Raw genomic sequence first — 13,923 nt, 5'->3', positions numbered from 1 at the left:
GGAGTTGGTAATATGCCACGGCCAACTAAGCTGAGAAGGGTGGAGTTTATTCCCGAGGTTACGGTCTTTAAGCCAGCTGGGGTTCCCTTGCGCAGCTTAGAAGAAGAGATCCTCACCATTGAAGAATTGGAGGCTATCCGACTGAAAGACATGGAAGGCCTGGAACAGGAGGATTGTGCTGAGCGAATGCAGGTTTCTAGACCTACCTTTCAGCGAGTCTTAGTAGCCGGCCGAGCCAAAGTGGCCCGAGCCTTAATTGAAGGAAAAGCCATCCGCATCGAAGGCGGAACTTATTGCTTAGCCAAGCGACACTTCCGATGTGCCGCCTGTGGGTACGAATTTGAAAAGCCCCATGGTATAGGCGGGCGGGCCATAGACATGGAATGCCCCCGCTGTCAAGCCCGGGAAGTTTATCGCGCCGATGGCCGACCTAATCCGCCTTTTTAGGTCTTAGTTAGCCTACTTGCTATCCACGAGCCAAACATCTGGAGTCCTATCGTGGCCTTTCTCCCGCCAGGCCAATATCTGCTGGTTGCTTCTCGGCGTTTTGTCCCCCCAAATTGGCTTCCAGTTAGCAGGAAAAGTGAACAAACGGAAAGAATATTCTTTATTGGTGAGGCGTATGCGAGGGTATCGCTTGCGGGAATGGTGTCGTCGAGCGGGGGTAGACCCCTTGGAGGCCGATTTGGCTTGTTTGGCTGCGGTACGGGAACTGGGTCGGCGGGGATTTTACGGCCACCAGGCTCTGCTGGCTCAAATCGTAGATGTACGGGTAAAAGGACGAAAATGGAGGGTAGGGTTTGAAGACATAGTTGGCGATGAACAATACTATTGGGCCGTGCAGCTACCATTCCGAGGTTGGTCCGAGGAAGGTATAAAAGTACCGCCCATGATAGGATAAGGTATTATCGTGTCCAGTGCTGAATTAGAGAACGACGTAGAGAGGTAGGGTGTTGATGAAAAGGGAGATCCCAGTGAATCGTGCCAACCGGCTGATTAACCATGGGCCGGTGGTTCTGGTAACTAGCGCTTATAAAGACCAAGCCAACGTAATGACAGTAGCTTGGCATATGCCGGTTAGTTCGAGGCCACCCTTGGTGGCTATCGCGGTGGCCGAAAGCCGTTTTACGGACGAGCTGATTCGTAGGAGCGAAGAGTTCGTAATTAATATTCCCCCCCGATCCTTGTTGAAAGCAGTAGACCTCTGTGGTAGCGTCTCAGGCCGAGATGCCGATAAATTCAAATTGGCCGGGCTTAGCCGGGCCTCGGCTGCCAAGGTTAGGGCGCCCCTTATAGATGAGTGCATTGGTCACCTTGAATGCGGCGTCGTCAATGTATTTCGGGCCGGCGATCATGACATCTTCGTCGGCGAGGTCTTGGCAGCCTCGGCGGAGGAGGAGCTGTTTGATGATACCTGGAAGGGCCTGCCAGAACAAGGGGACGATCCTGAAGTCCTCAAGGAGGCATCGGCAGTGCTTCCCTTCCATCATTTGGGTGGCAGCTGGTATATGGGAGCAGGCGAGCGCTTCTCTTCTAGCCACAGCTAGAGTCATAAACGTTTTCCACGGAGAGGTGGGACTATGCCACGCAAAGTCGGCATTGTCGGGGCTGGGCGGGGCGGAACAGCTTTCTTAAGGGCTTTGCAAGGGCTTTCCGATTTTGCACTGGTCGGGGTTGTGGATGTTCGCCAGGATGCTCCAGGAATGATCCTAGCCCGGGAAATGGGCATACCTACGTTTACAGACTTAGTCACATTTCTTAGTGCTCAGGCTCCAGATTTAATCATTGAGGTAACTGGTAGCGACGAGGTACGAAAGTCAATCCGAGATCACAAGCAGCAAGGTGCGGTATTAGTTGATGCCGAAGTTGCGCGGCTGATGATGGCTATCGTTAACTCCAAGGGGCAAGTAATCACCGCTATTCATGAGCAGGCTCGAGCTCTAGCGTCCCTAGCCCAGAATCTGAATCTTACCGTCCAGCTATTAGCGCAGCTTGCTGCGCAAATGGCCGAGGGGGCACAGGAATTAGCGGATAGCGGGCGAAAACTATCCAATCAAGCTGGACAAGCCCGTAATCACCTCAGGGAAACCGGGTCGGTGCTTTCCTTTATCCGCAGCGTAGCCGACCAGACTAAGCTGCTTGGCCTTAATGCTGCCATTGAGGCAGCTCGTGCTGGCGAACATGGCCGCGGGTTTACGGTGGTAGCGAATGAAGTCAGGAAACTAGCTGATAATAGTGCCCGGTCGGCAGAGCAAATTTCCAGGATTTTAAATGATATTGAGCAATCCATTGAGAACATGTTGAGGGATTTTGAAGCTACTGGTGCTGTCACTCAAAGTCAAGCTTCCTCAGCTCAGGAAGTGGCAGCTACAGTTCAGGAGCTAGGTAAAATGGCTCAGGAGCTTGAAATCTTGTCCCAGAGCTTGGCGGAATTGGTCTAGGATGGTTTTTCGGAACCATTCGGCTACAAACGACGTCGTATACCATGAGGTGTAACTTGCACTAGGTACTTGACGATCGGTGCCGTCTAGTTATAATGGAGGAGCGGCACCCAGGTTTAGATGCCCCGAGGTTTGGAAAATATGGTAAGTATCTAAGCATAGACTAGTTTCAGGTTGACACAATGGATTTGGCCTAAACCAGTTGAGGCTGATTGCTCGGGGGTAGGGAAGAGTGCGAGGAAAAACGATTGGCACCTTTTTAAAAAAGGCTATGCTCATGCTTATGAGCATAGCTGTTATTTGTGCAGCCGGCTATTATGCCGGGCTCTTGTACCATGATTACTTGCTTGGGCCCCAGGGGCCTACTCCTTCTGAGGGTAGCGCCATCAATAAAGATCGGCTCAATGTTTTGCTGCTTGGCAATGATGCCCGGCCGGGAGAAACCTTTGCCCGAGCTGACACTATCATTGTGGCTTCGCTAGATTTCCAAAACAAACGCGTGGCCATGTTGTCCATACCCAGAGATACCCGAGTGAATATTCCTGGGCACGGTTGGCACAAAATTAATGAGGCTTTATCTATTGGTCAGGTCGATCTCTTGAAGAAGATGGTTCAAGACCTGATCGGGGTATCGGTAGATCGGTATGCTCTAGTTAACTTCGAAGATTTTGTTAAGATCGTTGATACCTTAGGTGGAGTGACTCTGGATGTGGAGAAAGACATGAAATATGATACCGGGGATATGGTTATAAATCTTCGTCAAGGTACTCAACACCTCAATGGGGAACAGGCCTTGGGCTACGTGCGTTTTCGGCACGATGCTTTAGGAGACATTTCTAGGACTGAGAGGCAGCAAAAGTTCCTGGCTGCAATCCTTCGGCAATCATTGCGTCCAAGCACCCTGTTAAAGCTACCTAAACTAATTCCTCAGATAGCTCAAGCTGTAGACACTGATCTAACTGTACGGGAAATGCTATCTTTGAGCAAGTTTGCTGCTGGCGCTAGCTCAGTGCAAATAGTTAGTCAAACGCTGCCGGGCAACTTCATGACCATTAACGGGGGCAGCTATTGGTACGTAGATCCCAAGCAAGCCAAAGAGGTAGCGTATGCTTTATTCTATGATGGCCTGTCCGGCCAACAGATAGTCCGGGAAGACTTACAGCCACCCTCAACTTGGAGCAGTCGACCCCGGAGCAGCACATCCTCTGAATCCAAACGGCCTGTACCCGTCAAGCCTAATCCGGCAGAACCAGCCAAGCCCAACCCTAAGCCCGAAACCCAGTCAGAGCAGGTGAGTCCGAAGCCGCCAGCATCCGACAATGGCGGGGATGTAAGCATCGGGGGCGAGGCACCGGTACCACCGGTACCCGATGGTAGCCAGGATAGTCCCTCCCCTCCGCCATCATCTGGAGGCGGATCTAATGGCCAAACGAGCACACCGTCCTCTGAAGATTCTACGCCCAGCGCAACCTAGAGGTTTGAGGAGGTACATATGTCCGAGTCGACATTGGTCGATATGGTAGCTGAGCTACCGCCGGAGAAGCTTCGACGCCAATGCGATCCCCAAAGTTTCGGTTTTCAAAGCACGGCAGAAGTACCGCCTTTGCCGGGCGGAGTGATTGGTCAACATCGGGCCGTCCAAGCTCTGGAATTTGGCCTGAGGGTAGCCAGCCCTGGTTATAATATTTTTGTTAGCGGTCTGCCGGGAACTGGTAAAACTACGTTTACCAAGGCTCTGGTGGAGCAATTCGCTGCCCAGCGCCAGCGGCCCGGAGATTATTGTTATCTGTACAATTTCGATGATCCTGCTCGACCCATGGCGATTTCTCTTCCAGCCGGTATGGGCTCTGAGCTTGTGGCTGATATGGAGGACTTGATCGAAGACCTGAAGGCCGAGATTCCCAAGACTACGGAAAGTGAGGACTTCGAAGAGCAGACCAATGCTATCTGGAAGCGCTTCCAGAAGGCATCGGCGGAGATTTTAAACCACCTGCAAGAAATGGCTGAAGCCGAAGGCTATTCCTTAAGGCGCACCCAGGGAGGATATGCTACAGTTCCCCTCAAGGAGAACGGGGAGCCATACAGCCAGGAGGAATTTGATGCCCTTCCGGAGGAAGAACGAGACGCCATTAAAGAAAAGGGAGAAAAGCTCCAGAGCCACCTCAACGATGCTGCCCGTAGGGTCAAAATTCTGGAAAAAGAGGCTAAGCAGTCGATAAAGGAAATCGAGGAACGGGCAGTTCGCTTTGCAGTTAGCCCTTTTATCAAGCGCCTCCAGGAGAAGTACCGCGACTTCCCCAAGCTAGTCAAGTACTTTGAAGCGCTGGAAAGGGATGTAGTTGAGCACCACCAAGACTTTAAACGTTCCGAAGAGCACGAGGGCAGCCCCTGGCAAGCCTGGCTAGCCCAATTCCAGCCGGAACCTTCCTTTGCTCGCTACAAGGTCAATCTATTAGTTAATAATGCTGACACAGAAGGGGCTCCGGTAGTGATGGAGACCAATCCTACCTATTATAATTTGTTTGGGGGCACCGAATACACAGGGCAGTTTGGTTTTCTAACTACCGACTTTACCATGATCCGCCCCGGGGCCATTCACCGCGCCAACGGGGGCTACCTAATCCTTCAAGCCTATGATGTTTTGACCAACTATTTTGCCTGGGATGCCCTAAAGCGAGCTCTCAAAAACCAAGAAGCTCGGATTGAAAACTTGGCCGACCAATTTCGGGCGGTGCCCACTACTAGCCTAAAGCCGGAGCCGATACCTTTAAACGTAAAGGTCATTCTCATCGGTAGTACCTATCTTTACCATCTTCTGTATTTCTTGGATGATGATTTCCGTAAGTTTTTTAAGGTTAAAGCTGATTTTGACGTGGAAATGCCCCGCACGCGGGAGAATGAAGAAAAGTATGCTGCCTTTATAAGCTTGCTTTGTCGCCGAGAGAAGTTGAAGCACTTTGACCGTGAGGCAGTGGCCAAAGTTATCGACTACAGTTCTCGCTTGGTTGGCAAACAAGACAAGCTTTCCGCTCGCTTCAATGAGGTAGTGGGGGTCATCTATGAGGCTAGCGCCATAGCCGATCAAGAGGGAGCCGAGCTGGTGGCCGGCCACCATGTGGATTTGGCTATTGAACAGAAGATCTACCGTTCTAACCTTATCGAGGATAAGATCTTGGAAATGATCAATCAAGGCAAGATCATCGTCGATACCCAGGGCCGAGCCGTGGGCCAAGTCAATGGTATCGCTGTGTACGACTTGGGAGATTACTCCTTCGGTAAGCCCACCCGTATCACTGCCAAGACTTTCATGGGGGAAGAAGGAGTAGTCAATATTGAGCGGGAGATCAAGCTAAGCGGCAACATTCACAGCAAGGGGGTATTGATTTTAAGCGGCTATTTGGGAGCCAAGTATGGGCAGGACAAACCCCTTGCCCTGACTGCCAGCATTACCTTCGAACAATTGTATGAAGAAGTTGAAGGAGATAGCGCCTCCAGTGCCGAGCTCTATGCTTTACTCTCCTCCTTGGCCAATGTGGAGATCCGGCAAGACTTAGCGGTGACCGGCTCTGTGGATCAGCATGGACAAATCCAACCTATTGGCGGTGTTAACGAGAAGATTGAGGGGTTTTTCTGGGTGTGCAAACTGCGAGGGCTAACTGGCACGCAGGGAGTAATAATTCCCGCCCAAAACGTAGACGAATTGATGCTCAGGGAAGAAGTAGTGCAAGCGGTACGAGAAGGAAAGTTTCACATCTATCCTGTCAGCACTATTGATGAAGGCATCAGCCTACTGACCGGGCTGCCTGCTGGCGAGATTATAGATGTGTCCGGCGATCCTGGCAGGCGAGTGGCCTTTACACCTGGATCCATACATGATCGTGTGGATCGCCGCCTTAGAGAGTTAGCAGAAGGCATGGCTAGATTTGGCCGGGAAGAAAAGGATAAAGACAAGGAAAAGGGAGGGGGTGAAGAGTCAGCTAAGGAATCCACAGAGATTCAGGATGAGGGAACCAGATCGATAGGCTAAATCGTCTCTATATATTGGCTGAAGCAGTAGCTAAATTACGGCTGGCTAGAGAAAGAACGAACGAAAGCTAAGGAACCGTAGGTAGGTAAGTAGGTTCGGAGAGGAAAGGCCGGGATGACCTTTGGATACCGCAGAAACCGTTTATTTGGCCACGGTAGGGCTCTACCTTGTCTTTTTTGCTCTCTTCTGTCGGTATGTATTCTGGCGGAGAGAAGCCTATAAGAAGCATTGGAGCCGCAGACGGTGCCTGTCTATAGCGGAAGTTGAGGAATTGGCTAGGCTCAAAGGACAGCCCCTTCCTTACATATCCATTTTAATACCTGCTAAAGGAGAGGCTGATGTCATCGAGTGCACCATTCGTCATATGGCGGCGCTCGAGTATCCAACTGATCGCTTTGAACTGGTGGTTATAACTGATGAGAAGGAAATGAGGGGTAAGGACAAACCTTATCCCACCACCCAGGAGGTAGTTGAGTCAACCCGGGCGGCCCTTGGTCGGGAAGGTGTGGAAGGGAAGCCAGCCCCAAGAATTGTTCACGTGAGCGTTCCTTACGATTTTGAGGGCCGCTTGCATGGACCCCTACTTGGGCATGAGGTACCCTCGACCAAGGGGAGGGCCCTAAACTACGGACTTGACTTCGTAAGCCAACAGAGCGATATTTGTGCCTTCTATGATGCTGAGAGCCGTCCAGAAAAGCAGGTTCTGCTATGGGTAGCTTGGCGAAGTCTGGCCAACCCGGAGGTACAAATCTGGCAAGGTCCAGTTTTCCAAGTTCGGAACTATTACTACATAAGCGCCATCAATAAAGTGGTGGCCCTGTACCAGGCTATCTCTCATGCTTGGTACCTACCGGTGCTGATGCGCAAGCTGCCTTTTGTGGGCGGAACCAACTTCTTCGCTCGCAGGCAGCTCTTGGAGAGGGTTGGTGGCTTTGATCATCATGCCCTTACCGAGGACTTAGAGTTTGGGGTACGCAGTGCTTTGGAATTCCCAGACGCATGGCCCGAGTACATGCCCTACTGGAGTACTGAACAAACCCCTGCAACCTATATGGGCTATTTCCGGCAGCGCCTGCGCTGGGGCAGTGGGCATCTCCAGGTTACGGCCAAGTTCAGGGAGGCGGGACAATACCCGTGGGATAGGCGGCGTCCCCTGGTGCATAACCTGTACTGGAAGGGGGAAGGGGAATGGCTGTTTTATCAGTTGGCAGTGATAGCCTCCCTCTCCTTAGGAGGTGTGTTTGCTCGTGGGCTCTTGCATGTGCCGGCATTGCCCTGGGGAGTCATTATAGCCCTACGCATCTTTACCCTGGTCTATTTTGCCTTCACCTTTTACCTATATTTCTACTTCCGAGCCTTTATGTTGCCGCCACCCGGCAAGGGCCTGGTCGGCCTAGCTCAACGATGGCTAGGGGTAGCAGAGTTGCTGTTGTTGCCACTAGCTGGTATTTTGATGTTAGCGCCCTACTCAGCGGCTTTGTTGCTTAAGTTCTTGAACCGCCAGCCTCAGGTGTGGGTCAAGACGCCACGCACCCGCGAGGTATTTAGCCGAGCTGGCGGGCTGGCCAAGTGAGCGCCGCAGGTGGTGCGAAGGAACCAAATAGTACCTCAGAGGGGGGAGTTTGACGGTGAGTTCCAAACACGTTATCACGGTAGCTAAAGGCGGCTTCAAGCAGGGCCAAGGGTGCAAGGGGTGCCAGGTATCCTGTCAATCGGCCTGTAAGACCTCCTGTACAGTAGGAATGTTGCCCTGTGTCGAGAATAAATAAAACTGGGGACATTGTCGCCACTGCCCTGCCAGATCCAGAATCCATTAGGTGGGCAGCCGACTGGCACCGTTTTACCTGCAACGACCTTCGTTTATTGGTGGATGCTAACAGGGGCGCCGTCCATGTGCTGGATGAGTATGCCTGGGCGATGTTGGACGCATGGGAGCAAAAAGGTGGCATTCCTTCGGATCAATGTAGGGCGGCCGCTGAAGAGCTAGCGGCGGTCCTACAGCCCCATCCTGTTTCTTATCCCGAAGGACTGATACCTACCAATGGATTGAAGGCGTTATGCCTGAACGTGGCTCATGACTGCAACTTGCGTTGCCGCTACTGTTTCGCTGGTCAAGGGCACCCCGGCGGAGCTCGCCGTACAGCTTTAATGTCAGTTGAGGTAGGGCGGGCGGCTCTGGATCTGCTGATTCGCGAAAGTGGTGACTTTGACCGCCTGGAGGTTGACTTTTTTGGCGGCGAACCGCTGATGAATTTTGCCACGGTCCAGGATCTAGTTGGATATGGGCGGCAGCAAGCTCAACGCCACGGAAAAAGCATCCACTTTACCCTCACCACCAATGCGGTGTTGCTGGATGACGAGAAGCTCTCTTTTCTTAACCAGGCTCAAGTGTCGCTGATCATGAGCCTGGACGGGAGGCCAAAGATTCACGATCGGATGCGGCCTAGACCAGGCGGCCAGGGCGGAAGCTACCATCTGGTATCTCCCAAGATTCAAGCGGTAGCTAGGTCTCGCAACCACGTCGATTATTGGGTTCGTGGTACCTACACCCGGTACAACTTAGATTTTTGCGCCGATGCCATGCACCTCGTCGATGATTTGGGGCTAAAAAACATATCTTTGGAGCCGGTGGTGGCTGAGGTAGGAGGAGATGCAGAAGCAGCGCCTCCTGACTATGCTCTCCGGCCAACAGACTTACCGGAGCTGGCTCAGCAATACCAGCGGCTAGCTTTCCTGGTAGCCGAGCGAGAGCAGCAAGGACGGCCTTTTTCCTTTTATCATTTTAATTTGGATCTCGAACACGGTCCTTGCCTAGCCAAGCGCATCACTGGCTGCGGGGCTGGCTACGATTATCTGGCGGTGACGCCTGAAGGGGAAATCTACCCTTGCCACCAGCTGGTTGGGCAAGAAGGATTCAAGCTCGGGGATGTGACCAGGGGAATTCTGCGGTCAGAACTGGTGGATGAATTTCGCAGGGCGCACGTAGGCAACAAACCTAGCTGTCGGGATTGCTGGGCCCGTTTCTGGTGCGGCGGTGGGTGCCACGCCAATGCTTGGGCTTCCTCGGGTGATCTATACCATCCTTACGCGCTAGGATGCGCTATCCAGAAGCTGCGGATTGAGGCTGGCCTCTACGTACAGGCTAAACGGTATTTAGCTCACCACCCCGATGGCTCAATCTGACTTTCGGGGATGACAGCTTCAACATTTCTAGGAGGATTTTGGTGATTAGTGGCGAATAGGCCCTTTGTGTGCAATCCGCGCCGGGGAGCATATATTTTTTATCGAAGGGGCAGCAACTTAAAACCAATTAATGAATTGGCAGCAAGCAAGTTAAAAAAGTTGCTCAGTAGGGGGACAAAAATATTGTAGCGGCTTGCTCATACGGGAAGCGAGATAACTAGTAGTGTTGCTGGGTTGCGAGTGACTATTGGTTGAGTGTTGGGCACTATTAGGGAGCGGGGACTACCGACCCCGCCAGAAATATGTGTTTTTGGGGAGGAGAAAGGGGGGAGGAGATGCAGTTTTCTAAGTTGGGCCACCGTTTGGCTAGCCTACGAAAAGGCGGCGTTGTGGCCAAGGTCCTTTCGAGCCTGATTTCAGCGTATACCTGGTTGGGCGGCAGATTAGCAGCTTTAAAGATCTTTTGCCGGCTGTGGTGGTCAAGGCTTGAGGCTTTACCTACAGAGCGGCGACGGGGGCTGGGACTAGCCGTGGTCGCCTTGGTAGTAGCAATAGCGGGACTAGGCTATGTAGCTACTGCCCCTAACTGTTATGAAATGCTAGTTAACGGTCAGCGGATCGCTTTAGTTCAAGACCGAGCAGAGGCCGAGAAGGCACTAGCTGCTTTTCTGCTGGCCCAAGGTAAGAAACTTGGAGTCGGCGAGGTAAGCACCGTTCACTCCATCAGTTTCAACCGGGTGCGGGCGGACCAGTCGCAAATAACACCCAACGAGGAGCTGCCTAGAATCTTTGAAGCTTTGGTGTTGGGTAGCCGCGTTTGTGGAATTGCAGTCAATGGTAAGGTGGAAGTGGTGCTAAAGGATGAAGCTGAGGCCCAGCAGGCCTTAGCCAAGTTGAAAGAGGCATACCTGCCCGGGGGTGGCAACATCCAAGTACAAGAAGTCCGGTTCGAAGAAAAGGTAGAAGTGGTGCCGCATTATGCGGTTTTAAGGGCTATAATGTCAGTGGATGAGGCAGTTAAGCTTCTTCAGACCGGAGCTTCTGAGACCAAGGTATATGTGGTCAAGCCAGGGGATTCGCTGTGGAGCATAGCCCGAGCCAACGGCATGTGGCCCGAGGATCTGCGCAAAGCCAATCCGCAGCTGACCTCAGAGCGAATTGACATTGGAGATAAGTTGAATTTAGTCAAGCCCAAACCGTTGGTTCATGTGGTGGCCCGTTATGTTCAGACGGTCACCCAGCCCATTCCTTACAGTACCGACGTGCGGAAAGATGATTCTCTCTGGCGCGGCCAACAAAAGATAGTTCAGGCAGGCCAGGAGGGAGTTAAGGAGATAAAATACCAGGTCACTGTACGTAACGGAGTGCAAGTATCTAGGACGGTTTTGGCTGAGAATACCCTAAAGGAGCCGGTTGCCAAGATAGTCAGCCAAGGGACTAAGATTATGCTGGCTTCTCGTTCCGGTGGCAGTTGGTCTTCCGGTTCTGGAGTTTTGGCTTGGCCCATTCGTGGCGCCATAACCTCTGGATACGGAAGTCGATGGGGTAGTTTCCATAGCGGCATTGACATCGATGGTTTCACCGGACAAGCGGTGCACGCTGCTGCTTCTGGGGTAGTGGTATATGCCGGCTGGGGCGGCGGGTACGGACAAATGGTGGTGATCGACCACGGCGGCGGGTTGGTAACTAGGTATGCGCATTTGTCGGCAATTTCGGTAAGGGCAGGCCAGCGAGTGAGTCGGGGTCAGGTAATTGGTGCGGTTGGTGCTACCGGTAATGCTACCGGTTCCCACTTGCATTTCGAAGTGCTCGAGGGTGGTTCCTATCGAAACCCGCTGAATTACTTAAGCTGAAGCGATTTCAGCATTGAGGTTAATCGTTTTTGTTCCCCTGCGATGATATTTCGCAGGGGATTTTATTTCCGAAAAAGCCTCTTGACCCCTAGGTAGGGAGCATCTAGAATTGGCATGGGCGCTCTTTTCAGCGGCTAATCTCTCCCTGATTGGGCAATATGGAAAGTAACATGGAGTAGGGGTGTGAGGTCATGAACAATGCCTATGACTTGATTGTGGTTGGCGGTGGGCCAGCAGGTTTGACAGCGGGATTATACGGAGCCCGGGGCGGGCTTAAAACCTTGATCTTGGAGCGGGGGTTACCAGGGGGGCAGGCGGCCACCACTGACGTGATCGAGAACTACCCGGGGTTTCCCCAGGGCATAGGCGGACCAGAGCTGATGCAAAAATTTGCCGAGCAAGCCCAACGTTTTGGAGCCAGTCTGATTACCGAGGAGGTAGAGGAAATCAACCTACCTGATGGTGACCAAACTGCGACCAAGCAGGTGGTAACCAACCGGGGGACATATGAAAGCCCGGCTCTAATATTGGCTATGGGGTCCTCACCTCGAGAACTTGGAGCTCCGGGTGAAAAAGAATTCCGGGGTCGGGGCGTATCCTACTGCGCCACTTGCGATGGTGCCTTCTTCAAAGGCCGGAAGGTAATGGTTATAGGAGGCGGCGACTCAGCTTTAGAGGAAGCCTTGTTTCTAACTCAATTTGCCAGCCAGGTGGTGATAGTACACCGGCGCGATGCCTTTCGAGCGGCCCAAATCTTAGAAAAACGTGCCCGGAGCCATCCTAAGATTGACTTTCGCCTCAAGTCGGTAGTAGAACGGATACAGGGTACCAACAAGGTGGAAAGCGTCCGCCTGCGTCGGACCGACAACGGACAAGTGAGCGAAGAGGCTGCCGACGGGGTATTTATCTTTATTGGCACCATACCTAACACTGCATTTCTGAGCGGGAAAGTTCATCTAGATGAAAACGGCTATATTATTACTGATGAACTCTTGGCCACCAACATACCAGGGGTCTTTGCCGCTGGAGATGTCCGCAAAAAATTCCTCCGGCAGGTTTCTACAGCGGTAGGCGACGGAGCCTGGGCGGCCATGGCGGCCCAGAAGTATATTTCCGACCTGCGTGCGTAGTATAGGAACTTACGTGGATCTAAGCAAGAAGGGGCGTGAATAGGGTGCAGCAATCGGTAGTCATCAAAGTTGAAGGAATGAGCTGCAATCACTGCAAGATGGCAGTAGAGGGAGCGCTCAAACGGCTAACCGGGGTAACTAATGCTACAGTTGACCTTCAAGGCGGGCAAGTAAGAGTAGAATATGACCCTGCCCAGGTAGGAATAGAACAGATGAAGGCCAGTATCAAGGAAGCGGGCTATGAGCCTGCCTAATTAGGAGGCAGAGATTACCGATTTCCACTCCCCCTCCCCAAGCTATATAATACTAGGGAATGCCTTCGGGAGGCTGACCGATCCACTGGGCTATGCCTGGATGGATTGGGCCGGTAGATAGGGGGGTTAACATGGGGGAGTGGAGATTCGCCAGTGTTTTCTCGGCGCTGGTAATATTAGCGATAATATCGGCGCTCTTATGTCGGCCTGCCCTTCCGGCTTTGCTGGCTAGCCGGGCGGTATCAGCTATGGCTCGAACCGAGCTGGCGATTGATACCTACAATTGGCGTACTATGGATAGTTCGCACTTTGAAATTAAATACTTGCCTGCCCAGGAAGGTGACGCCAGGCTAACGCTGGAGGCAGGGGAGGCAGTTTTTGCAGCTACAACCAGGATCATGCAGATTAAGCCAACCGGGCCCATTAGATTAATCCTCTACCCCGACCAAGCCAGCCTCAACCGCAGCTTCGGTTGGCCTCAAAAGGAAGGGGTAATGGGAGTCTATTGGGGCGGCGCCATTCGGTTATTAGCTCCTAGCGTTTGGATGGACAAGCCCGACCTTGAAGAGCTTATTCGCGATGGCCCGATGGCGCATGAGTTAGCCCATTATCTACTCGATATTCGGGCCCGTGGCAACTATCCTCGCTGGTTGACGGAGGGAGTGGCCCAATATGTGGAAAGAGCGGTTACTGGGTTTAGTTTCGGGGGCATCGATAAAGCCGATGGTTATAGCAGAAGCCCTTTTTTGTTTTCAACTCTAGACCAAGAAATGGACGACCCCGTTACCCAGATTGAGGCCTATCGGCAGTCTCTAGCAGCAATTGACCTACTGGTAAACCGTTTTGGGTGGGACCAGCTACTAGTAGTGCTAGACTCCCTTGGGCAAGGTATGACTTTAAATCAAGCTCTTAAGAGCCAGCTGGGTATAAGCCTAGCCGTCTGGGAGCAAGAGTTTAGGCAATGCTATGGTTTGGCGGCCTAGGCATCAACTAAAGGGCTTATGGCGGAAGGAATTTCCTTGGTTGTAGCCAATT

The 13,923-nt window shown here is 52.4% G+C and carries 13 protein-coding genes; all 13 read left to right on the top strand.

Annotated elements, in window-relative coordinates; translation table 11 throughout:
- Positions 1–12 precede the first annotated feature (12 nt).
- On the top strand, positions 13–447 hold the full coding sequence (locus tag H5U02_05580) for a DUF134 domain-containing protein (protein ID MBC7341904.1): 435 nt from the start codon (positions 13–15) through the stop codon (positions 445–447).
- A gap of 136 nt (positions 448–583) precedes the next feature.
- Positions 584–901, top strand: a complete 318-nt coding sequence (locus tag H5U02_05575) for a hypothetical protein (protein MBC7341903.1) — start codon at positions 584–586, stop codon at positions 899–901.
- A gap of 55 nt (positions 902–956) precedes the next feature.
- Positions 957–1,547 (top strand): flavin reductase family protein, encoded by a 591-nt coding sequence (locus H5U02_05570; protein MBC7341902.1) that lies wholly within the window; start codon positions 957–959, stop codon positions 1,545–1,547.
- A gap of 156 nt (positions 1,548–1,703) precedes the next feature.
- On the top strand, positions 1,704–2,441 hold the full coding sequence (locus H5U02_05565) for a chemotaxis protein (protein ID MBC7341901.1): 738 nt from the start codon (positions 1,704–1,706) through the stop codon (positions 2,439–2,441).
- Between the two features lie 232 nt (positions 2,442–2,673).
- Complete coding sequence (locus tag H5U02_05560) at positions 2,674–3,915, top strand: LCP family protein (protein ID MBC7341900.1); 1,242 nt, start codon at positions 2,674–2,676, stop codon at positions 3,913–3,915.
- 18 nt (positions 3,916–3,933) lie between these two features.
- Positions 3,934–6,468: an AAA family ATPase gene (locus H5U02_05555; GenBank protein MBC7341899.1), complete on the top strand. Its 2,535-nt coding sequence runs from the start codon at positions 3,934–3,936 to the stop codon at positions 6,466–6,468.
- Positions 6,469–6,589: 121 nt separating this feature from the next.
- Positions 6,590–8,041, top strand: a complete 1,452-nt coding sequence (locus H5U02_05550) for a glycosyltransferase family 2 protein (protein MBC7341898.1) — start codon at positions 6,590–6,592, stop codon at positions 8,039–8,041.
- Positions 8,042–8,096: 55 nt separating this feature from the next.
- Positions 8,097–8,237: a six-cysteine peptide SCIFF gene (locus tag H5U02_05545; GenBank protein ID MBC7341897.1), complete on the top strand. Its 141-nt coding sequence runs from the start codon at positions 8,097–8,099 to the stop codon at positions 8,235–8,237.
- Between the two features lie 148 nt (positions 8,238–8,385).
- The gene (scfB, locus tag H5U02_05540; GenBank protein MBC7341896.1) at positions 8,386–9,651 is read left to right on the top strand and encodes a thioether cross-link-forming SCIFF peptide maturase; all 1,266 of its coding nucleotides are present in this window, start codon (positions 8,386–8,388) and stop codon (positions 9,649–9,651) included.
- 335 nt (positions 9,652–9,986) lie between these two features.
- Positions 9,987–11,504 carry a peptidoglycan DD-metalloendopeptidase family protein gene (locus H5U02_05535; protein ID MBC7341895.1) on the top strand — a complete coding sequence of 506 codons (1,518 nt, stop codon included), beginning with the start codon at positions 9,987–9,989 and terminating at the stop codon, positions 11,502–11,504.
- A gap of 191 nt (positions 11,505–11,695) precedes the next feature.
- Entirely contained in the window at positions 11,696–12,634 is a 939-nt protein-coding gene (gene trxB / locus H5U02_05530; protein ID MBC7341894.1) for a thioredoxin-disulfide reductase, read from the top strand.
- A 35-nt stretch (positions 12,635–12,669) separates the two neighbouring features.
- Positions 12,670–12,888, top strand: a complete 219-nt coding sequence (copZ, locus tag H5U02_05525) for a copper chaperone CopZ (GenBank protein ID MBC7341893.1) — start codon at positions 12,670–12,672, stop codon at positions 12,886–12,888.
- Positions 12,889–13,019: 131 nt separating this feature from the next.
- On the top strand, positions 13,020–13,871 hold the full coding sequence (locus H5U02_05520; protein ID MBC7341892.1) for a hypothetical protein: 852 nt from the start codon (positions 13,020–13,022) through the stop codon (positions 13,869–13,871).
- Positions 13,872–13,923: the final 52 nt, after the last annotated feature.

It is taken from the genome of Clostridia bacterium (genome assembly GCA_014360065.1).
In the GTDB taxonomy this organism is placed as follows: domain Bacteria; phylum Bacillota; class DSM-521; order Neomoorellales; family JACIYF01; genus JACIYF01.
This window is presented reverse-complemented; position numbering and strand designations above follow the sequence as displayed.